22 protein-coding genes are annotated in these 21176 nt (G+C 67.3%); 4 read left to right on the top strand and 18 right to left on the bottom strand.

The features are described from left to right. Positions 1-80: 80 nt before the first annotated feature. The 6 genes from HQM25_RS01925 to HQM25_RS01900 all read right to left on the bottom strand — a co-directional run bounded on the left by HQM25_RS01925 (position 81) and on the right by HQM25_RS01900 (position 7113). A complete protein-coding gene (locus HQM25_RS01925; protein WP_172988659.1) occupies positions 81-1403 on the bottom strand; it encodes a flavin monoamine oxidase family protein in 1323 nt (440 codons plus the stop codon). A 347-nt stretch (positions 1404-1750) separates the two neighbouring features. Beyond that, a complete protein-coding gene (locus HQM25_RS01920) occupies positions 1751-2635 on the bottom strand; it encodes a 1-phosphofructokinase family hexose kinase (protein ID WP_172988658.1) in 885 nt (294 codons plus the stop codon). After that, positions 2632-3087: a hypothetical protein gene (locus HQM25_RS01915; protein WP_172988657.1), complete on the bottom strand. Its 456-nt coding sequence runs from the start codon at positions 3085-3087 to the stop codon at positions 2632-2634. Before HQM25_RS01915 ends, HQM25_RS01920 begins: the two co-directional genes overlap by 4 nt. 1 nt (position 3088) lies before the next feature. Continuing rightward, positions 3089-4885 carry an IlvD/Edd family dehydratase gene (locus HQM25_RS01910; protein ID WP_172988656.1) on the bottom strand — a complete coding sequence of 599 codons (1797 nt, stop codon included), beginning with the start codon at positions 4883-4885 and terminating at the stop codon, positions 3089-3091. Continuing rightward, positions 4882-6249, bottom strand: coding sequence for a hypothetical protein (locus tag HQM25_RS01905; protein ID WP_172988655.1), 1368 nt, complete (start codon positions 6247-6249; stop codon positions 4882-4884). The genes HQM25_RS01910 and HQM25_RS01905 overlap by 4 nt, the downstream gene beginning before the upstream one ends. 39 nt (positions 6250-6288) lie before the next feature. Then, positions 6289-7113, bottom strand: a complete 825-nt coding sequence (locus tag HQM25_RS01900; protein ID WP_172988654.1) for a fumarylacetoacetate hydrolase family protein — start codon at positions 7111-7113, stop codon at positions 6289-6291. 69 nt (positions 7114-7182) lie between these two features. Between HQM25_RS01900 and HQM25_RS01895 the strand changes: the two genes are divergently transcribed. After that, the gene (locus tag HQM25_RS01895) at positions 7183-7866 is read left to right on the top strand and encodes a hypothetical protein (RefSeq protein ID WP_172988653.1); all 684 of its coding nucleotides are present in this window, start codon (positions 7183-7185) and stop codon (positions 7864-7866) included. A 146-nt stretch (positions 7867-8012) separates the two neighbouring features. Here HQM25_RS01895 and HQM25_RS01890 read toward each other — a convergent pair whose 3' ends face one another. Genes HQM25_RS01890 through HQM25_RS01855 form a run of 8 tightly spaced genes read right to left on the bottom strand, consistent with a single transcriptional unit; the run spans position 8013 to position 14864 of the window. Next, positions 8013-8693, bottom strand: a complete 681-nt coding sequence (locus HQM25_RS01890; protein WP_172988652.1) for a polysaccharide deacetylase family protein — start codon at positions 8691-8693, stop codon at positions 8013-8015. 1 nt (position 8694) lies between these two features. After that, the gene (locus HQM25_RS01885; protein WP_172988651.1) at positions 8695-9069 is read right to left on the bottom strand and encodes a hypothetical protein; all 375 of its coding nucleotides are present in this window, start codon (positions 9067-9069) and stop codon (positions 8695-8697) included. 19 nt (positions 9070-9088) lie between these two features. Then, positions 9089-9946 carry a class II fructose-bisphosphate aldolase gene (locus tag HQM25_RS01880; protein ID WP_172988650.1) on the bottom strand — a complete coding sequence of 286 codons (858 nt, stop codon included), beginning with the start codon at positions 9944-9946 and terminating at the stop codon, positions 9089-9091. Further along, entirely contained in the window at positions 9940-10719 is a 780-nt protein-coding gene (locus tag HQM25_RS01875; RefSeq protein WP_172988649.1) for a DeoR/GlpR family DNA-binding transcription regulator, read from the bottom strand. The genes HQM25_RS01880 and HQM25_RS01875 overlap by 7 nt, the downstream gene beginning before the upstream one ends. Further along, positions 10703-11707 (bottom strand): D-2-hydroxyacid dehydrogenase, encoded by a 1005-nt coding sequence (locus HQM25_RS01870; RefSeq protein WP_172988648.1) that lies wholly within the window; start codon positions 11705-11707, stop codon positions 10703-10705. The genes HQM25_RS01875 and HQM25_RS01870 overlap by 17 nt, the downstream gene beginning before the upstream one ends. After that, entirely contained in the window at positions 11704-12615 is a 912-nt protein-coding gene (locus HQM25_RS01865; RefSeq protein WP_254359494.1) for a carbohydrate ABC transporter permease, read from the bottom strand. Before HQM25_RS01865 ends, HQM25_RS01870 begins: the two co-directional genes overlap by 4 nt. Positions 12616-12624: 9 nt before the next feature. Further along, entirely contained in the window at positions 12625-13566 is a 942-nt protein-coding gene (locus HQM25_RS01860; protein ID WP_172988647.1) for a carbohydrate ABC transporter permease, read from the bottom strand. Continuing rightward, positions 13566-14864, bottom strand: coding sequence for an ABC transporter substrate-binding protein (locus HQM25_RS01855; RefSeq protein ID WP_172988646.1), 1299 nt, complete (start codon positions 14862-14864; stop codon positions 13566-13568). The genes HQM25_RS01860 and HQM25_RS01855 overlap by 1 nt, the downstream gene beginning before the upstream one ends. Positions 14865-15041: 177 nt before the next feature. Between HQM25_RS01855 and HQM25_RS01850 the strand changes: the two genes are divergently transcribed. The 3 genes from HQM25_RS01850 to HQM25_RS01840 are packed head-to-tail and all read left to right on the top strand — an operon-like array spanning position 15042 to position 17253. Further along, positions 15042-15947, top strand: a complete 906-nt coding sequence (locus tag HQM25_RS01850; protein ID WP_172988645.1) for an SIS domain-containing protein — start codon at positions 15042-15044, stop codon at positions 15945-15947. Then, positions 15947-16279 (top strand): hypothetical protein, encoded by a 333-nt coding sequence (locus HQM25_RS01845; RefSeq protein ID WP_172988644.1) that lies wholly within the window; start codon positions 15947-15949, stop codon positions 16277-16279. The genes HQM25_RS01850 and HQM25_RS01845 overlap by 1 nt, the downstream gene beginning before the upstream one ends. Further along, on the top strand, positions 16255-17253 hold the full coding sequence (locus tag HQM25_RS01840) for a carbohydrate kinase family protein (RefSeq protein WP_172988643.1): 999 nt from the start codon (positions 16255-16257) through the stop codon (positions 17251-17253). The genes HQM25_RS01845 and HQM25_RS01840 overlap by 25 nt, the downstream gene beginning before the upstream one ends. Positions 17254-17948: 695 nt before the next feature. Here the strand turns inward: HQM25_RS01840 and HQM25_RS01835 are convergent. The 4 genes from HQM25_RS01835 to manD all read right to left on the bottom strand — a co-directional run bounded on the left by HQM25_RS01835 (position 17949) and on the right by manD (position 21176). Then, the gene (locus HQM25_RS01835) at positions 17949-18179 is read right to left on the bottom strand and encodes a HepT-like ribonuclease domain-containing protein (RefSeq protein ID WP_172988642.1); all 231 of its coding nucleotides are present in this window, start codon (positions 18177-18179) and stop codon (positions 17949-17951) included. 172 nt (positions 18180-18351) lie between these two features. Further along, positions 18352-19422, bottom strand: coding sequence for a LacI family DNA-binding transcriptional regulator (locus HQM25_RS01830; RefSeq protein ID WP_172988641.1), 1071 nt, complete (start codon positions 19420-19422; stop codon positions 18352-18354). After that, positions 19415-19936 (bottom strand): gluconokinase, encoded by a 522-nt coding sequence (locus tag HQM25_RS01825; protein WP_172988640.1) that lies wholly within the window; start codon positions 19934-19936, stop codon positions 19415-19417. The genes HQM25_RS01830 and HQM25_RS01825 overlap by 8 nt, the downstream gene beginning before the upstream one ends. 1 nt (position 19937) lies before the next feature. Then, positions 19938-21176 (bottom strand): D-mannonate dehydratase ManD, encoded by a 1239-nt coding sequence (gene manD / locus HQM25_RS01820; protein WP_172988639.1) that lies wholly within the window; start codon positions 21174-21176, stop codon positions 19938-19940.

Genomic DNA, 21176 nt, shown 5'->3' with positions numbered 1-21176 from the left:
GCACGCGCACGATCATGGAATCGATCGACGCAACAGGTCCCCGGACGGCTGTGCGTCCGAATATGTCTAGCGCCATGGGCCTAGCGCTCCGAGAGAAGGTTGGCAATATCCAGAGATCTGCCGAGCACGCGCTCTGCAGCTCGATGGCCCGAAAACAGCGCCCCGTGCACGGTTGCCGGTGCTTCGCTCCACGTCGCCTCGCCCGCCAAGTGCACGACGCCTGCCACGGGAGTGGCCATGGCGTCATGGTCCTCGTGTGTCGCGGGCGCAGCGATGTAGGAGTAGGAGCCGCGAGTGAACTCTTCGGCGGACCACCGCGTGATCCAGTGCGCGGCTGGTGACGGGACGCCCGGTCCGTAGATTGACCTGAGGCCCTCGAGCACCGAGTCCACGATTTCGGCGTCCGCCATCTTCTCGATCCTGCGGGCCCACTGACCGCCGGCAAAGGTCAGCAGCATCGGTTCGCCGCTGACAGCCGAAACGTCGTACCAGGAGTGCCATGGGAAGCTCGGTTCGCCGAGTTGGCGGATCGCGTAGACACCCTCGGGCCAGAACTTCTCGGGGAACTGCAGGAACACCTTGTTGAACACACCCATCCCGACGCGATCGATCGGCCCCGAAACGACGGCGGGCAGTTCCGGATCGAACTCGATCGCACGAGCCTTGAGCACGCCCAGTGGCACCGTCACGATGACCGAGCCCGCGTCGAATTGCTCGTGGGCAGTCCGGACGCTAACGCCAGTCGTCGACCAATCGATAGTTGTCACAACATGCTCAATACGGATGTCGAGCCCTCGTGCAAGGGTCTGCGCCAGGGCGTCGTACCCGTCGGGGAAGATCACCTCATCGCCGTCGATGACGTCTTCGTCCAATGCGCGGGCGGCGGCATCGCCGATGTCGGCACCGCACTGCTCCTCTATGCGATGCCGATAGAAGGCGGCGACGCGCGATGCACGGGCTGCATCCCATGGCAAACGGGCCAGTGCGTCTCCGGCTACCTGCGCGTAGGTGGCGCCCTCGGCGGAGTCCGCGGTGGACCGTCGAAGCTGTTCGTCGGCGACATCGACATCTGCCACCCACCGACGGGTGGAGTCGTCGTCCAGACGACGCCTCTGCTCGTCATAGTTGGCGATGGGACGACCACCGGCCTGAAAGGCTCCGACCGTGAACTCCGCGGTCCGCATTCCCAGTCCGGCCACAATGTCGGCTAGCGGGTTGCCGTCAATGCCATGGATCCACGAGGCCCCGCGGTCGACCGAGAAGCCGGCCGTCCGGTCGGTCCACAACCGCCCCCCGATGCGATCGCGAGCTTCGAGGACGACCACCCGCCGTCCCTGCTGCTGCAAGAGCCGGGCGGCAGTGATCCCGGCGATTCCCGCCCCGACTACGACCGTGTCGTACATTTCGCTCCAATCAGCCGCACCTGCGGGTCTGTCGTGTGATTTATGGTTCTGAGTCGGCGTGATGCTTCCGGGTGCGTCCGGGGCGGAGGAGCATCACGCTCATGATGATCGACATCGCCTGCACCGACGGAGCGGATCCGGCTAGCCAGATCGAACAGTTCGACATGTCCGCTCGTGCGGACGAGCCACGCCGGGACGTTGCCGCGCGGCGTAACGCGTGCCGGACGTGCGGCTACAGTGGCGATCCGCGCGCGCGGTGGTGGTCCGCATCCACATGTGTCGACGTATCGGCGCTTGAAGTCATCCACGTTCTCGCCGACCCGCGCGCCGGTCGGGCCCGCGATCCGTCAGAGCGGATCGGCGAGCACACCCTGTCCGGGCACGGCGGCGTTGCGCTCAGCGGCGTCGCGCGCCTGTGTAAGTGCGATCTCGGCGTCCGCTCCGCGGTCGAGACCGGCGAGCAACGCTCCGAAGAAGGCATCGCCACTCCCTGCGGGGAAGCGGCCCAGCCTGCGCGGCGCGGGCACCGCGATCTCTCTCGTGTCGAGGATGCCGAACCCTCCTCGCACCCCGTCAGTGACGACGACGTCACATCCCCACGCGGCGTTGAGAGCGCGCGCCGACTCCTCGGCATCCCGCGGCGCTCCTCCGACGAACTCCTCGGCTTCCGCACGATTGACCTTGACGAGTTCGACGACCGGTCCCAGCGTTCGCAAGCCCCGTCCGGAACTGTCGAGCGCGACGCGCGCGCCAGCCCGCTGCAATGACATGATCAGGTCAACGGCAGCCTCGGTCGGCACGCTCTCCGGAAGCGATCCGGAAACCGCGACCCACGGCCTCCGATCCCCTACGGCCGCGGTAGCCTCGTCGGTCAGCTGCGACCATTCGTGCGCAGTCAGTGGAGCGGCCGGCTCGTAGATGTCGGTACTTGACGTCGCACCGTCACCTTCCACGATCGCCATGCAGGTCCGGGTCTCGGCGGCCAGCGACACCACTCTGGTCGGCACGTCGTCCGCCGCGAGGAGCTCTGCGACAGCGGCGCCGGCGTGTCCCCCGAGCGCGGCTATCGCCCGCACCTCCGCCCCGAACGCGCGGGCCACGCGTGCGGCGTTGAGCGCCTTGCCTCCCGCGACACGGGTGACCCGTATCGGCCGGGTGATCTCGCCGTGTCGTAGCTGCTCGACCTCGTAGGTGACATCGAGACTCGGCGAGATCGCGAGCGCGACGATCACGGCCGGTCCTGCCAGGGGCGTACGGTGCCGAGCGTGCGTGGCTGCCCATCGGCGAGCACGTCGAGCGCAGCCGCCGACACCTCTGAGGGGGTGTGCCAGCGGTGCGGCGTATCTGCGGTCCAGCCGAGCTGCAACGTGTCTCGTGGGATGACAAGCGTGCCGCGAGCGGGATCGGCGGCAGCGCTCGTGCGAACGACCACGCACCGACCGGGCGTCGCACCGTGGATGTACGCGAGCGATTTCTGCGACACCGCGGGTTCGTAGACCATCGCGGCATCCCACGTCGCGTCCGCGAGCGCTTCGGTGAGGGCGTCCGAATCGTGAGCGTCGACGGCTACAGTCCCCTCCCGACCCTTTCTGGAGATCCCGACCACGTGTATCCCTCGCTCGGACAGGCGTGAGGCCGCCGGAGCAAGAATGCCGGTCGCGCCGATCACGAGGACAGCCCTCATGTCAGAACGCCTGCGGCCCGACCGCCGCGCCGCTGCGACCCTGCAGGAAGTCGAGATCGCACCCCTCGTCAGCCTGTACCACGTGCTCGGTGTAGAGCTTGATCCAGCCGCGCTCCGCACCCGCTACGACGGGGGCCGACCACTGCGCGCGACGCCGCTCGAGCTCGTCGTCCGAGACATCCATCGACAGCGACCGGTTCGGCACGTCGAGAGTCACCCGGTCGCCGGTGCGTACGAGCGCGAGCGGCCCTCCGGCGGCGGCTTCGGGTGCGACGTGCAGCACGATCGTCCCGTATGAGGTTCCGCTCATGCGCGCATCTGAGATCCGCACCATGTCGAGGATGCCGGCTTCGAGGATCTTGCGCGGCAATGGCATGTTGCCGACCTCGGGCATGCCGGGGTATCCCTTCGGCCCGACGTTGCGGACGATGAGGATGTCGGAGGCGTCGACGTCGAGATCGGGATCGTCGGCCTCGGCGAGGTACTGCTGCAGCGAGTCCCACACGAGAGCACGTCCGGTGTGGGTCATCAGCTCCGGCTTCGCGGCGGACTGCTTGATGACCGCACCCCGCGGCGCGAGGTTGCCGCGCAGCACGGCGATGCCCCAGCCCACAGGCTTCACGGGGTTCTCCAGCGGTCGGATGACCTCGCGATCCCACACCTCGGCGCCGTCGTAGTTCTCCCCGAGGGTCCGCCCCGTGACGGTGGGGGTGTCGCGGTGGAGCAGCTCGCCCAGCGTCGCAGCGAGACCGGCGGTGCCGCCGGCATCCTGGAACTCCTCCATGAGGAAGCGGCCTGACGGCATGAGGTCGGCGAGGACGGGGATGTCGCGCACGAGCTCGTCGAAGTCGTCGAGGGTGAGCTCTACGCCGACGCGACGGGCCAGGGCGAGTAGGTGGATGACGGCGTTCGTCGACCCGCCGAGCGCGGCGTTGGCGCGCACGCCGTTCTCGAAGGCCGCGCGGGTGAGGATCTTCGAGGGACGCAGATCCTCGGCGACCATCTCGACGATGCGCCGGCCGGCCAGGTGAGCCGCGGTCGCGCGGCGCGAGTCGTTCGCGCCGAGCGCGGCGGTACCGGGCAGCTGCATTCCCATGTACTCCGACACGCACGCCATCGTCGATGCCGTACCCATCGTCATGCAGTGCCCCTGACTGCGGGCCATGCACCCCTCGGCCTCGCGCACGTCGTCGGCGGTGATCTGTCCGGCGCGGTACGCCTCGGTGAAGCGCCACACACTCGTGCCCGAGCCGATGTCGGTGCCGCGGTACTTGCCGTTGAGCATCGGGCCGCCGGTGATTAGCAGGGTTGGCAGATCTACGGATGCCGCGCCCATCAGGTACGCCGGAGTCGTCTTGTCGCAACCGGCCAGCAGCACGACGCCGTCGAGCGGGTTCATACGCAAGGTCTCTTCGAGGTCCATTGCCATGAGGTTGCGCAGCAGCATCGCCGTCGGACGCACCAAGGGCTCGCCCGCCGACGTCGTCGGGAACTCGAACGGTACGCCACCTGCCTGCCAGACGCCGCGCTTGACGTGCTCGGCGAGTGCGCGGAGGTGGATGTTGCAGCTCGTGAGCTCGGACCACGAGTTCGCGATGCCGATGACCGGGCGGCCCTCGAACGTGTCGTCGGGCAGACCCTCGCTGCGCAGCCAGGACCGATGCATGAAGCCGGTCTTCCCCGGGTCCCCGAACCACACCTGCGAACGGAGCCCTTCTCCCCACGGGCGGTCGCCTGCGGTCGAGAATGGCACGGGGCGCTCGTCGAATCCGGTCGATCCGAGGTTCTCGGCACTCATGAGAACCTCGGCAGGTACTGCGCCTGTGCGGCGAGCAGATCGTCGGTGAGCGCGGCCGCCTTGGCGGCGTCGAAGACGGCGCCGTCGGCGATCATCGCCTCAATCGCGAGGTCTCGGTCGCCCGTCAGTGCAGCGTCGACGGCGAGGTCGACGGAGGTCAGACGGCGGGCGAGGATCGCGGTGAGCGGCTTGCCCAGGTCGGGCACCTCGATGGGGCGGATGCCGCGGGCTGTGGCGACGCCGGGGATCTCCACCGCTGACCAATCGGGCAGACCGGGCACGAGTCCCCTGTTGACCACGTTGCAGCTGAACATCTCGCGCGAGTCGAAGGTGATCGAGCGGATGATGGCGATCAGCTGCTCCTGCTCACCGCCACTGCGCTCGAAGATGGACTGGTCCAGCGGCTCCTGGCCGGTCGCCTGGCGAAGCATCCCCTGATACCGGTTCTCGCCCCACTCCAGGATCTCCGGCAGCGAGAACGCGTCGATCCCGAGCTTCTTGCCGTAGTAGTCGCCCTGCGAGAACCGCTCCGGAAAGAACTCCACGACGTGGCGATCGCCCGCCGCGGCAAACGCGCCGTACCGCTCGAACAACTCCCACGCGAACGGGTTGTGCCACGCCGTCGGCTTCTCGTAGAAGATGTTGCCGATGTCGGCGGGGTCAGGTGCTTCAGCCAGCTCACGCTGCACGCGCTCGCGGATCGCCGGCCAGGCGTCCTTGCCGTCGAGGCGGAAGTCGTAAATGAATGTCAGGTGGTTGATCCCCGCGTACAGCGTCGAAGTGCGCTCGAACGGCGCATCGATCAGCTGCGCAAGCTCGCGCTGGATGTGGTGCATCCCGTGGCAGAGGCCCACGACGTCGAGGCCGGTCTCCTGATGGATCGCCTGCACGTTGGCTGTCATCGGGTTGGAGTAGTTAAAGAAGAACGCATCGGGTGCGAGGTCGGCGATGTCGCGGGCGATCTCGACGAGCACGGGCGTCGTGCGCAGGAGGCGTGAAATGCCGCCCGGCATGATCGAATCGCCGACCGGCTGGTGGATCCCGTGCTTCTGCACGATCTCGTGGTCGAGCTGCCAGGCAGGGCGTCCGCCGACGCCGACGCACGTGACGATGAAGTCGGCGCCCGAAAGCACCGCGCGGCGGTCGGTCGAGCGTAGGACGCGGATCTTGCCGCCCGCGCCGCGCGCCTCCACCATCGCCTCGGCGAGGTCGGCGGCGACGTTCAGCGCCTCTTCGTTGACATCGACCAGGCGGATCTCCCAGCCGCCAAGGTCGTCCGCGCCGATGAGGTCGGCGAGAAGACCGCGGGTGAAGACGGCAGATCCTGCCCCGATGAGGACAAGGACCCGGGTGTCGGTTTCCATGGTGCTCCTTTGCGATGGATTATCGTGCGTGGACAGCGCTCAGCGGACGACCACGCGGTTACGCAGCTCGCCGATGCCCTCGACGCCACAGACGACGAGGTCACCGTCCTTGAGGAACCGGGCGGGATTGCGGAACGCGCCGGCCCCGGCCGGCGTGCCGGTGAGGATGAGATCGCCCGGCTCGAGGGTGACACCGTCGCTGATGAAGGCGAGGAGCGCCGGCACGTCGAAGATCATCTCGGCCGTGTCGTCGCTCTGCAGGGTCTCGCCGTTGACCTCGGTGTACAGCCGGTGACCGCCGGGCTCGCCGAACTCGTCAGCGGTCACGAGCCACGGACCGAGCGGAGTGAACGTGTCGAAGGACTTGCCGCGGGTCCACTGCACGTCGCCGAACTGCACGTCGCGCGCCGAGACGTCGTTGGCGACGGTGTAGGCCGCGACGTCGTCGAGGGTCGCCGGGGTGGCGCCACCGCAGCGGCGGCCGATGAGCAGTGTGAGCTCGGCCTCGTAGTCGACCTGCTCCGTCAAGTGTCCGGGGACGACGATGTCGTCGGTCGGGCCGGTGAGCGAGCTGGTGTACTTCGCGAAGGTGAGGGGGCGCTCGGGCTGGGCGATCCCGGTCTCGCTGGTGTGGTCGGCGTAGTTGAGCCCCACGGCGATCATCTTTCCTGCGGTGCGCACCGGCGAGGTCAGCTCGAGGGTTGCCTCGTCCACGGCCTCCCACGCGGCGGAGTGTCCCGCGCGCACCGAGGCAATCACGGCGATCGCGTCGTCGAGGTGGTCGGTGGGAGCCAGGCGAACGGATGCCTCGTCCTTCACGACCGTGCGCGCCGTGCCGTTCAGGATGGTGCGGGCGATTCTCATGTCTCTCCTTCGATCGAGCTCTGCGCAACATCTTGTCACAACCGCGCAGATATGAGCAAGAATAAGCACATGCTTTCACGATCAGCAATCATCGTCGGTCCTGCGACCGCGACCTCCGGCGCCGTCAGCCTGGCTCAGGGCGTCTACGGCGCGCGCGGAAACCTCGAACTCGTCGCGTGCGACTCAGCGGACGGGCTCTGGGTGTTCTGGTTCAATGCCGACCTCGACACCGACCCCCTCGCGACACCCGACGTTCCACCCGGGAACTGGAGCGCAGGGTTGCGCTTCGCGGCCGGACGTCGCTACGTCGACGCACAGATCCTGCAATCGTCCGTCGGCCCTGACCACCTCGAAGTGCTCGCGCTGACGTCTGACGGCGTGCTTGAGAGCTGGTTCTGGTCGCCCGGACCCGGATTCCAGCGACGGGTGACAGATGCCGCCACCGGCGTCACCCGTTTCGCCGCCGCGCACGACCGCGGCACGCTACTTGTAACGGTCGCCGCTACCGAGGGCGCGAAGAGGCATCTCGTCTCGCCGCCGCGCGGTTATCCGTCCCGCGCGTGGGTGCTCACCGCGGGCGGACCGGCGCTCGACGTAGACGCGACGGCTGAAATCGTCGCAGCCGGAATCGCCGCCGATGAGATCACGCCCGGGACCGCGCGTGCGGCGACATCGACGCGCGCCGGCGGCACGACCGAACTCACGTGGCGCGACCGTGACGGTGCCATCCGCCACCTCGGGGTACCGCGCTGACCCGGCACGACCGCTGAGCGACCACGGTCGTTGAGCGAGGAGCAAAGCCACGAGACGAACGCCCCACCCCCACGACGTTTCGACTCGCTGCGCTCGCTCAAACGAACAAGGGCCTTGCGGACGAGCGAGAGGGTGGAGCGTGAGGGTCAGTTCACGCGGTGGATCATCGTGTTGGCGAACTGGTAGCGGTATCCGGCGTCCTTCACCGCCGCGTCATGACGCGGGCTCTGTCCGTACGAGGAGCCGTGCAGCCACACGAACGCCGGTGCCTCCTGACCGGTGACCGCCTCGAGCGCGCGCTTGGAGTCGACCACTTCGCGCTGGATGTCGGCATCCGACACCGCCGAGTCGAAACCCTCGTGGTGGGCCGTGTGCGGGTAGACGACGTGCCGCTTGGACAGGTCGTGTACCTCGTCCCAGTTCATCGCGATGCGCCCGCCGCGGGTGTCCTCCTCGACGAGCGAGATCCAGTGCGCACGAGCGAACGCTTCCTGGTATTCGGGATCGCAGTCGACGAACGACGTGGCGATCGGGAACCAGCCGGTGATCCCCAGCTCGTCGCACAGCGGCGCCGCCACCGTCGCCGAGTTGCGGTACCCCTCGTAGAAGACGGGGATGAGGCCCGGCTTTTCCTTGTGCCACGTGCCGGTCTCGAACAGCTGGTCGAGGTCCTCGAGTGTGACGGGTGCGTAGTCGCGCGCGAATCCGGCGAGCTCCTTCGCGAGCTCGTCCCGGGCGCCATTGGGCGTCGAGTGGTAGTTCACGACACGGATGAAATGGCCTCGGCGCAGCTGCTCCCGCTGCGCGGCGAAAGAGGGGCGGGTCATGTCAGACTCCTTCGGCGACGGATGCCGCGGCATCCGTGATCGGACGGGCTTCGGGCGCGAAGTGGGTGTAGGCGAGCACCTGCATCGCTGTGATGACGGCGCCCTCGTCGTCGTCACGCGCCCACGGGACGAGCGCCGCGGAGTAGCGGTCGAAGACGTCGGCGAACGCCGTGCCCTCGGCGAGCTGGGCTGCGTCGGAGTTCACGGGGATCTCACGGCGTTCGTCGACGAAGCCAAGCACCATCGGGATGCCTTCGCGTTCGAGACGGCGGTCGTGACAGGCCCGCATGAGCCCGACGATGTCGTCGGCGGCGAGGAGTTCGGCGGCGCTGGGCTCATCGGCGTGCGAGGTCGGACCGCTCACGGTGGCGGACATGATGCTCCTTTCGGGGGCGTCAGGAAACGACGGAGGTCGCAGAGAGGGAAGAGTGCGTCGAGATGACGCGCAGCAAGCGCTCGACGTCGTCGGCGATCGCGTAGCGCGCCGCGGCGAGGGCCTTGCGGGGGTCCGGGCCGGGGCCGAGCCCGGTGACGAGGGCGCGCGTGTACGCCGCCGACACCTGGGTGCCGACGTTCACTTTGCGGATGCCGGCGGCGACGGCCGCGGCTATGTCCTCATCCGGCACGCCCGAGGAACCGTGCAGCACGAGGGGCACCGGCACCTCGGCCGCGATCCGGGCGATCAGGGCGGTGTCGGGGTGGGCGGTGCGCTCGGTCATCGCGTGAGAGGTGCCCACCGCGACAGCGAGCCCGTCGACGCCGGTCGCGTCGACGAAGCCGGCCGCCTCGGCCGGGTCGGTGCGCACCCCCGGCGCGTGTGCACCGTCCTTCCCGCCGATCTCGCCGAGCTCCGCCTCCACCCAGATTCCGAGTTCGTGTCCGCGCGCTGCGACAGCGGCGGTCCGCGCGAGGTTTTCAGCGTACGGCAGAGTGGATGCGTCGAACATCGCCGAACCGAACCCGAGCATCGCGGCTTCTTCTACGAGCGTGGCGTCCTCGCAATGATCCAGGTGGAGTCCGACGGGCGCCGACGAAGCCTCGGCGAGCGCGAGGCATCCCTTCGCGATCGGCGCCAGCGCACCGTGGAAGCGCACCGCGTTGTGGCTGACGGACAGCAGGACGGGGAGTCCTGCGCGCTCGGCGCCGAGGACGATCCCCTCGGCATACTCGAGCGTGATGACATTGAAAGCGGCAATCGCGGGCACGCTCGTGCCCGCGCCCGGCTCCAGAAGACGGGCTGCGGAGGTCAGCATGTCTCGACGTTCACCCCCGCGGTGCGGAAGCGTGCGACGAGGTCCTCGTCGGCGGCGTCATCGGTGATGAGAGTGGTGATGGCGCTCGTCGGCGCGAGCCGCGCCGGTCCGCGCTGTCCGAGCTTGCCGTGGTCGGCGAGCACGATCAGCTCACGCGCCGATGAACTCAGGGAGCGATCGGTCTGCGTCTCGCTGAGGTTCGTACCGGTGAGCCCGGTGTCGGGGTCGATGCCGAAGGCGCCGGTGAAGACCTGGTCGATGCCGAACTCGTCGAGCCCCGCGATTGTCAGATGTCCGAGCAGCGACATCTCTTCGCGGCGCAGGAGCCCACCGAGCACGACGATCCCGAGGTCGGGATACTGCGAGAGGCGGTTGACGACCGGAAGACTGTTGGTGAGGACCGTCAATCCGCGGACGGCTCCGAGGTGCGGAAGCATCGCCTCGGTGGTGGTTCCGCCGGTGATGAGCACCGTCGAGTTGTCGCCGACGTGTCGCGCGGCCGCCGCGCCGATACGGCGCTTCTCCTCCGCGTACGAGACCTCGCGGAGGGGGCGAAGCGGTTCCACGTCGTCGCTCACCTGCGCCGCGCCGCCGTGGACGCGTTCGATGAGACCGCGTTCCTGGAGCTCGTTGAGATCGCGGCGCACCGTTGATGCGCTCACGCCGAGCAGACGCGCCATCTCATTCACCGAACCCGCACCGTATGTGCGGATGTAGTTGAGCAGCTCACGCTGACGCTTGGGTCCGAGCAGTGGTTCAGTAACCGGAGACACGATCCACCTCATTCAGGACGGGACGCCCATCGGCGAGCCGGGTCAGGTTCTCGACCACGAGGTCGAGTGTCTGAGCATGATATTGCGGAGCGAGCCCTGCAACGTGCGGGGTGATCAGCGCGCCGGGCTCAGACCACCACGGCGAGTCTGCCGGGAGCGGCTCCTCGTCGAAGACGTCCAGCGCGACGCCGCCGATCCGTCCGGCGCGCAGGCGCGTACGCAGGGCGTCTTCGTCGACGATGCCGCCGCGTGCGATGTTGACCACCAGCGCGCCCTCGGGGAGGACGTCGAGCTGCTCGGCGCCGATCATGCCGCGGGTGAGTTCGGTGAGCGGTACCACGACGACGAGGATGTCGCTCTGGCGGAGCACATCGTCAATGCGGTCCATCGGGAACAGTTCGGTCGGGTCGTCGGCGGCGGCGCGACGACCGGTGTCGAACTTGGCGTCGGTGGAGGTAGCCGCGACGCTGCGCTTGAGCCCGAGAACCCGCATCCCGAACGTGTTCGCGAGACGTGAGATCTCGCGGCCGATCCGCCCGTACCCCACGATCCCCACCGTGGCCCCTTCGAGCCGCCGCGGTGTGAGGTGCGCGAGCCGGTCGGCGTTGGACGGCCACGACCGCGTGTCGCGCAGCCGCTGTATGAGCGGCATCCGGTGCGAGAGCTCGAGGATCGTCATCATCGCGTACTCGGCCATCGGCACCGGCGCGATGCCGCCGAGGGTGGCGATAGGGATGCGGGTGTCCCAGAGCGAGGTCGTGCGCACGTGGTCGACACCGGAGGTGTCGAGCTGCACGCACCGCAGCGACGGTACGGCGGATGCCTCGGGGAACCACTCGCTGGTGTGGAGCATGTCGAGCTCGGCGAGCACCTCGGACGACGCGTCCTGTCCCGCCGATCGGTGGATCTGCACGTCAGGAAGACGGTCGGCGAGTTCGGTGAACCACTCGTCGGGCAGATCGAGGGTGCACAGGTAACTGAGGGTCATTTGATTCCACTCCGGGCAAAGCCCTGGACGAAGTAGCGCTGGAAGGCGAGGAACAGGATCACCATCGGGAGGACCGAGATGAGAGCCAGCGCCATGATGGCCTCGTAGTCGGGTGCCGCTTGGTTCTTGAGGAAGAGCAGGCCGATCGGCAGGGTGAAGAGGTCGTTGTCCTTCAACGCGATGAGCGGCCAGGCGAAATCGTTCCAACTCCCCATCAGCGTCAGCAGTGTGAGCACCGCGATCAGCGGCTTGCATAGAGGCAGCACGACCTGCAGAAACGTCCGGAGCTGGCCCGCGCCGTCGATCTTCGCCGCTTCGAGGATCTCTTCGGGGATGCTGATGAAGAACTGGCGAGCCAGGAAGATGCCGAACGCGGCAGCCGCACCCGGCAGGATGACTCCCCAGTATGTTCCGTAGATCCCGAGCCCCGACACCAGCTTGAACTGGGCGACCATGATCGCCTGGACCGGGATCATCATCGTCGCGAGGGTGAGGAGGAAGATCGCGTTGCGTCCGCGGAACTTCAGCCGCGCGAATCCGTATCCGGCCAGCAGATTCACGATCACCGTCAGCGTGGTGACGAACAGGCTGATGACGACCGAGTTCTGGAACCACAGGAACACGTTGAACCGCCGGAAGATCCGGTCGAAGTTGTCGAGTGTGATCTCGCTTGGCCACAGTCGGAGTTCGGCCGAGAAGACCTCTCCTCGCGGGGAGAAGGCCATCACCAGCATCCAGTAGAGCGGGAAGACGACGATCACGCACACAACGACCGCGATCAAGGTGCGCCAGACGATGCCCTTGCGGTCGCCCTGCCGGCGGCGCCGGCGGCGCTGGAGTCGCTTCGCCTTGCGTTCGCCGAGCATGTCTGCTTCGGCGATCTCGAGGAGCGTAGTTGTCTGAGCCATCAGGGTTCCCTACTCGACCGTGTCGCGGGTACGGCTCGTCTTCCACTGGATGAACGTGAAGATGAGCGTGATGATGAGGATGACGATGCCGATCGCGGCACCGTAGCCCTGCTCGCGGATCTGGAAGCCGTTGCGGTAGGCATAGGTGACGAGCACCGATGTCGCGTTGCCCGGGCCTCCCCCGGTCATGACGAAGATGATGTCGAACACTTGGAAAGACGCGATGACGTTCATGATGAGCAGGAAGAACGTGCTCGGGCCGACCAGCGGCACGGTGACCGAACGGAACTGCTGCCACCGGCTGGCGCCATCGATGCGGGCCGCCTCGTAGAGCTCGGGCGAGATGCCCTGGAGCCCCGCCAGGTAGATGATCATGTTGAAGCCGACCCGCAGCCACACTGCTGCGATCATGACGGAGATCATCGCGGCGGTGCCGTCGGACTGCCACGAGATCGGCTCGAGGCCGATCGCGACGAGGATCTTGTTGATGAGTCCGTTGCTCTGGTAGAACAGCGCCACTGCGATGAGGCCGGATGCCACGCCCGAGATCACCATCGGCAGCACGATGACCGTGCGCCAGATGCCACGTGCCGGGAGGACGGAGTTCAGGAGAACGGCGAGACCGAGTCCCGCAATCATGTCGATCGGAACGGTCACGATCACGAAGACGAGCGTGTTGCCCATGCTCTGCCAGAAGACCGGGTCGGTCATCATCCGGATGTAGTTGTCAAGCCCTACCCACTCCGGGTCGCCGAAGCCCTGCGTCTCCTGGAACGACAGCTGCAGCGCCCACAGGATGGGGAAGAACATGAACAGCGCGAGCAGGATGAAGTTCGGGCCGATGAAACCCCAGCCGGTGAGCGATTCCCTCAGGCGCGCGGCGCGGCGCGCCGCCCGGGGCCGGACGGGCGCCGGGGCGCTCTCCCGGCCTCGGGCGGACACGGCAGTCATCAGTTGATCGCTTCCTGGATCGCCTGCTCCAGGTTCGCCAGCGTGTCGGCGGTGGACTGGCCTCCGAGGAACGCGGCCTCGAGCTGGTCCTGCAGCGCCGTGTTGATCGCCGCCATTCCGGGCGAAGTGAGCTGCGCGACATCACTCGCCTCGATCGTGGCAGCCTGGTCGACGAACACCGGCATGACATCGGGGCGGATATCGAACTTCACGGCGTCGCCCGCGAGGTCGAGACGCGTCGGCAGCTCATTCGTGGCCGCGCAGAATGCCGACATCGCCTCGGCGGACACCATGAACTTCAGGAACTCGGCAGCCAACTCGGGATTCGCGGCATCCTTCGTCGCGACGAGCGCGTTGCCGCCGAGATCCGTCGCGCCTCGCGCGTCACGGGGCATCGGGATGGCGGTCCACTCGAATTCGTTGAGGAAGTCCTGGTCAGGCACCAGGAACGAACCGACGAATGCCATGGCCGCTGTCTGCTCAGTGAACAGGTTGTCGGCGTAGACCGTTCCCTTGGTCGAGCTGGTGGGCGGAACCCACTCGTTCTCGAAGAAGCTCCTCGTGAAGTCGAGCGCGCGCTCTCCCTCCGCTGAGTTGATCGTCGCCGATGCGCCGTCCTCACCGATGAAGGTGCCGCCGGTCTGGAAGAGCCAGCTCAGCCAGCGCGGTGCTCCGCCGAGCTGCCAGTTGTACACGAACGGATACTTGTCGGCGGGGAGTCCGGCGCGCAGCTGCTCCGCCACATTCGCGAACTCCTCCCACGTCCACGCGTCGTCCTGGGTCGTGGGGAAGGTCGAGGGATCGATGCCGGCGGATTCAACCATCGCGGTGTTGACAAGAAGGGCCGACACATCCGTCTGGTGCGGCACGCCGTACGGGGCTCCGTCGTAGGAGATCCCCTCCCACATCGCCGGAACGAAGTCATCGATCTCTTCGTCGGTGAAGTACGGGCTGAGGTCGAGCAGCTGATCCTGGCTGGAGTAGACGCCCAGGTTTCCGTAATCGACACGGAAGATGTCGGGCGCGTCACCCGATGCGAGCTGCGCGTCGACACTCGAAAACATGCCCTCATAGGGAACGACGTTGAGATCGATGGTGACGCCGTCGTTCTCGGCCTCGAACTGGTCGATGAGAGCGGCAAACTGGATCTCTTCGGCCTCGCTCCCCCATGTGGTGAATGTGAGCGACTGCGAGTCGGTGCCCCCGCCGCCGCCGAAGCCGGCACAGCCGGCGAGAACGAGGGCTCCGGTGCTGAGTACGGCTGCTCCGCCGAACATCCGCTTCTTGGAGAGTTTCACGCTTGCAATCCCTTCGGGTGTGGCGCGCAGCCTCGGTGCCGCGCTGCGCCTCTTGGTTGGATCGAGTATCACCAATGATCATCAAATAGTCAAGAACTTTCAATTCGTGCTCATTTGTGATTGACTCTGCTTACTCACTCACGGCTTCACCGTCGAGGCAGCGACAGGAGGAAACGAATGAACGAGCACGCCACCGCATTGGGCGTCGTGACCGAGCGCGAGCTCACCAGCCAGCCGGACATCTGGGCACAGGCGATCTCACTCCCCGCTGAGGAGATCGGACTTCTTCCCCGCGCCGGCGAAAAGGTGATTCTGATCGGATGCGGAACCTCCTACTACATCGGCGATTCCTACGCCTACCTGCGCAACGATGCCGGCATCGGCCGAACCCGCGCCGCGATCCCGACAGAACTCACCTGGATCGATGACGATGAGCACATCGTCGTGATCTCGCGTTCGGGCACCACCGCCGACGTCATCGACCTCGTCGAGCGCTACCGCGACACCCACCGCATCACCGCAATCCTCGGTGACCTCGACACGCCGCTCGGCACGCTGTGCGACCGTGTCGTCCACCTCGGGTTCGCCGACGAGACCTCGATCGTCCAGACGCGATTCGCCACCACCGTCCTCGCCACGCTCCGCGCCTCGATCGGGCGCGTCCCCGACACTCTCGTCGACGACGCGCGCACTGCGCTCGAACTGCCGCTGCCGACCGACCCGGCGACGGTGAAGCAGGTCGTCTTCCTCGGCCACCGCTTCGGCGTCGGACTCGCCCATGAGGCAGCCCTGAAGCTGCGCGAGTCGGCGGGCGCGTGGACCGAGGCCTACCCGGTATGGGAATACCAGCACGGACCTATCTCGTGCGCCGGACCCGGGTCGCTCGTGTGGTTCCTCGGAGATATGCCCGAGGTCGTCGCCGCTGACGTACGCAGCACCGGCGCAGACGTGTACTCCAACGATCTCGATCCGCAGGCGAATCTCGTGATCGCCCATCGGCTCGCGCTGGCGATGGCCCGCGCGGCCGGCCGCAACCCCGACACACCGCCGTTCCTCAACCGTTCGGTGCTGGCGACCAACTGATGCCCGTCGTCACCGTCACCGCCGCACCCCATCCTGGGGTCGATCGGCTGGTGCTGTCGGTCGCCGAGGCGGTCGCCGAGGCGCTCTCGCTCGGGACGGGCGATGTCATCGCGACGTTCGTGCCGTCGGGCGCGAGTGCGGTGAGCGGGGCGGATGCCGCGGCATCCGTGTCGTTCTGGCCGATCGTGAGCATTCACGGCTCCAATCGCGGTCGCGAGAAGATGGACGCGGCGCGTACCGCCGCAGAGTCCGCGGTGCGGGCATGGACGGACGAGAACCGCATCGACTGCGAAGGTGTGTGGACACAATGGCTGACGCCGCTGCCGGAATGAACCCACGAGGACTCGCCGTCGTGGGCGAGCTGTGCGTCGACCTCGTCGTCGGTCTTTCCGACCAGCCCATCCGATTCGGGCAGCACGAGCAGATCGTGCCCTTCACGACACTCACGATGGGGAGCTCGTCTGCCATCACCGCGTGCGGGGCGGCCGCGCTGAACGTGCCCACCACGATGGTCGGGGTAAGGGGCGACGATGAGTTCGGTTCTTACATCGACCGCGAACTGCGCGCGCGCGGGGTCGATGTGTCAAGTGTGCGCATCGACCCGTCCACACCCACGGGCTCATCGACACACCTGACCCGCCCCGACGGCGACAGGGCGATCCTCACCGCGATGGGGTCGATCGGCCGCACTCGAGCGTCAGACGTGACCGACTCGGTCATCCACGGCGCCGCCCACCTTCATTGCGGCAGCTACTTCCTGCAGGAATCTCTGTGGCCGGACGCGGCGGCCCTGTACGAGCGCGCGCGCAAGGCGGGACTCTCGACTTCCCTCGACGGCAACTTCGACCCGACAGAGCGCTGGGACAACGGAATCCTCGATGTGCTGGCGCACTGCGACGTGTTCTTCGGAAACGAGCAGGAGCTTCGAGGCATCACCGGCGCCGACGATATCGACGACGCCGTCGAGTCGGTTCTGGACCGCATGCCTAAGGGCGCGATCGTCGTCTGTAAGCTCGGCGCTGACGGCGCGTCCGCAATGTGGCGCGAGCGCGGCGCCTCACGACGGATAAGCGCGGCAACCCCCGACGCGCCGGGCGAGCTCGTCGACACCGTGGGTGCGGGTGATTCGCTGGCTGCGGGGTTCATAGCTGCCCGCCTCACCGGTGGCACGGTGGAGAACTGCCTCGCCCTCGGTGTCGCGTGCGGCACCGCCTCGACACGCGGGCCCGGCGGCGTCGGCGCCCAGCCGTCCCGCACTGCTGCGGATGCGGTGGCCGCATCTGTGCGCCTGTCGACCGACGCCTGACCACACCTCCGGCCGGCGAAGATCCAATGCGGCGCAAGCTGTGCGCTACACCTGCCGTTGTAACGCGATGACTCATACGACGAGCAGCAGAAAGACCCGGTCCGCAGCTTCGGGATCCACAACTCCAGGTCCCGGCCATGGTCGACACGGCCTTAGAGCGGCTGCCGTTGAGAATCGCGAGCCGGCCAATGGTCCGTTCGTCCGGGGCGGCGCCGATGGGCAGGGCCGATGGGCGGGGCCGCTTCCGCATTGATCAACTCCACCGTTGGGCTGAGTCACCCCGGGGTGTCGGGCACCCGACTGAATGGGCCGCTGTCGGCGCCGCCGACGATGGGCGAGATTCCCACCGTAGGTTCGACCGTCCGCCGCCACGGGTTCCGCATGTTTCCGGGCTTCGCGACCCTCGGATCGTGCCTCGGCGCCGCCAGATCGGCGCCCGCCGTGAACAATCCGTGAACGCGTTTGTTCACGTTTCTGTTCACGTTTGGCCCGTCAAGGCAAAGAAGAAGCCCCGAGATCGTTGATTTTTCAACGATCTCGGGGCTTCGAAAACTGGCGGTGACGGTGGGATTTGAACCCATCACAGATCACATTTCCTCGCTGTTCCGGTCCCGTTCTTCGTTGATCTTCCGCGGGAGTCGACCTTTCGTCGATGTGCCCGGTTGACGGAGATTCGCGACGATCTTGCTCACGGTTTACTCAGCGAGCAGCCTGTCGACAAGGTCGCTGAGCTCGGGCACGCGGCTGGTCGCGGCCGCCCACACCACGTTGTCATCGACGACCGCGTACCCGTGAGCGAGAACGTTGCACAGCCCGACGATGCGCTGGATCTCAGGGATAGAAGCGGCGGTCGCAGCGTCCACCCGTCGAAGGTTGTTGAGCGCCTCGCCGACGATCTCGAGTTGACGCGGCAGTTGCGCAGGCACGACTGCGTTCGCGGTGCCGGTTGCGGAGAGTCATGGGCATTCGCGGGCATACAGGTGACGCAAACGAGACGCACGCGCCTACGGGCATTGAACCGTAGCGGAGCAGGCGCCCGCGGACGTCACCTCCATCGTTCAAGCGTCGTTTTTCGAACCACTGTTGGCCATACCGGGGTCAGGGCCGAGTGCGTCCCGTCGACCCACGGACGATGAGGGTAGTCTCAAGCAATGGCAGGTCAGCGTCCGGCGGCTCGGCCGTCGCCTCGACCCGACGAAGAATGCTGGCCACCGCACGTGCGCCTGCTGCCGGCAATTGACTGCGGACCGTGGTGAGCGCGGGCACGATCAGTTCGCTGCCGAGGATGTCGTCGAAGCCGATGACGCTCAGGTCATCAGGGATGCGGATTCCGCGGTCGGCCGCGGCCTGCATGATGCCGATGGCGATCAGGTCGTTGAACGCGACCACCGCGGTCGGACGAGCTGCGAGCACACGCCGGACAACGTCGCGCCCGCCGGGGATCGTCGGCGGGGTGGGTCCGATCTCGACGGCGGCGATCTGTCGCTCTTCGGCGGCCTGCAGAATCGTCTCCCAGCGTCGACCGCTGATCCACGACGTGTCGGGACCGGCGACGTACACGATCGATCCATGCCCGAGTTCGGCCAGATGATCGATGACCTGCGACACACCCTGCTCGACATCGGGGAGCACGCTGGGAACCCCGTCGACGAAGCGGTTTATCAGCACGACCGGCTTGCGCGCGGCGATCTCAGAAATCCGTTCATCGGCGAGACGCGTGGTCGCGAGCACGATTCCGTCGACGCTCGGGATCAGGCGAGCGACCGCCTCCGCCTCGGTGGGACCGGACTCCTGCGATTCGGCGATGACGAGGGTGTAACCGGCGGCGCTGGCTGCCTGCTCCGCGCCGCGCACGATGCCGAACACCACGGGGTTGGTGATGTCCGCGACCACCAGCGCGATCGTGTGGCTCCGTCCGGAGTGCAGACCTCGGGCCATCGGATTGACACGGAAGTCGAGCCTCGTGGCCGCCGCGCGGATCTTTGCCTCGGTCTTCTGACTGATCCGACCGGGAGTGGATAGTGCCCGCGACACCGTCGAAGGGCTGACTCCTGCCAGTTCCGCGATGTCGTAGATCGTCGCCGTTCCTCCGCGGCGCCCGATCCGCTCCGCGACCGCGGTCGGGATCGCGTCGCTCTCTGGGTCCCACGGCTTCGTCTGGTCAACCATGTGCCCTCACCCACTCCTCGGCACGGGTGGCGATCGAACTCGGATCACCGGCGACATCGACCACGGTTCCGCGCTCGTCGTCCTCCAGCGGCTCGAGCGCGGCGAGCTGGGAGTCCAGCAGAGCCGGGGGCATGAAATGGGCCACGCGCGCCGCGGCACGCGCCGCGAGCAACTCGCGCGAGCCGGTGAGATGCACGAACACCACCTGCGGGCAGGCATCCCGAAGCCGGTCGCGATACGCACGCTTGAGCGCCGAACACGCCAGCGCCACTCCCCCCTCGGCCCCGCTCTGTGCGAGTCGTGCGCCCACGGCGTCTAGCCACGGTAAGCGGTCATGGTCGTCCAATGCGATCCCCGCGGACATCTTGGCAACGTTCGCCGCCGGATGCAGGTCGTCCGCGTCGGTGCAGTCGACACCGAGCCGGTCCGCCAGCAGTCCCGCTACCGTGGACTTGCCCACCGCCGACACACCCATCACCACGACGACGGGCGCGGCGGGCGTTGGTGTGGTCATCTCACCAATCATGCACCGTGCCGTCGGCGAGGCGGTTGTACGGCAGGTAGGCCTGCTCGTACGGATACTTCCCCGCCTCATCGAGGTTCAGCTCCACGCCCAGCCCCGGCCCGTCGCCCGGGTGCAGCAGACCACCGGACCAGGTGAACGACTGCTCGAACACCTGATCGGTCTTCGCGCCGTGCTTCATGTACTCCTGGATGCCGAAGTTGTGGATGCTGAGGCCCAGGTGCATCGCCGCGGCCATCCCGACCGGCGAGATGTCGGTGGGGCCGTGCATGCCGGACTTGATCTGGTACATCGCGGCGTATTCGAGGGTCTTCTTCAGCGGGCTGATGCCGCCCATGTGGGTGGCGGCGCCGCGGACGTAGTCAATGAGCTGGTCGCGGATGATGTCCTTGAAGTCCCACACCGTGTTGAAGATCTCGCCGATCGCCAGCGGCGTCGTGGTGTGCTGACGCACCAGCCGCAGCGCCTCGGCGTTCTCGGCCGGCGTGCAGTCCTCGAGCCAGAACAGGTCATACGGCTCCAGGGACTTGCCGAGCTTCGCCGCCTGGATGGGGGTCATCCGGTGGTGGCCGTCGTGGAGGAGCGGGATGTCGGGACCGAACTCGTTGCGGACCGCCTCGAACACACCCGGCAGGTGGTTCAGGTAGGCGCGGGTGTCCCAGTCCTCCTGCACCGGCTTCGCGCCGCGGCGGGCCGGCTCATGGTCGTAACGGGCCTCTCCCCCGCCGGTGTCGGAGGACTGCGACGCGATGCCGTAGATCGCTTTCAGGCCGGGCACGCCGGTCTGGATGCGGATCGCGCGGTAGCCCTGCTCGAGGTGCGAACGCACGCTGTCGAACAGCTCGGGCAGCTCCTTGCCCGACGCGTGCCCGTAGGCGAGCAGCCCGGAGCGGGACGCGCCGCCCAGCAGCTGGTACACCGGCATCCCGGCGGCCTTGCCCTTGATGTCCCACAGCGCCATGTCGACCGCCGCGATCGCAGCCATCGTCACCGGCCCGCGCCGCCAGTACGCCGACCGGTACAGGAACTGCCACGTGTCCTCGATCCTCGACGCGTCGCTGCCGATCAGCAGCGGCACGACGTGCTCGGTGAGGTACGCGACGACGGCGAGCTCCCGGCCGTTCAGGGTCGCGTCACCGAGGCCCGTGAGCCCGTCGGCGGTCGTGAGCTTGAGGGTCACGAAGTTACGGTCGGGGCTGGTGACGATCACCTCGGCCTTGTCGATGATCAT

This window comes from Microbacterium hominis, from assembly GCF_013282805.1.
GTDB lineage: Bacteria > Actinomycetota > Actinomycetes > Actinomycetales > Microbacteriaceae > Microbacterium > Microbacterium hominis_B.
This window is presented reverse-complemented; position numbering and strand designations above follow the sequence as displayed.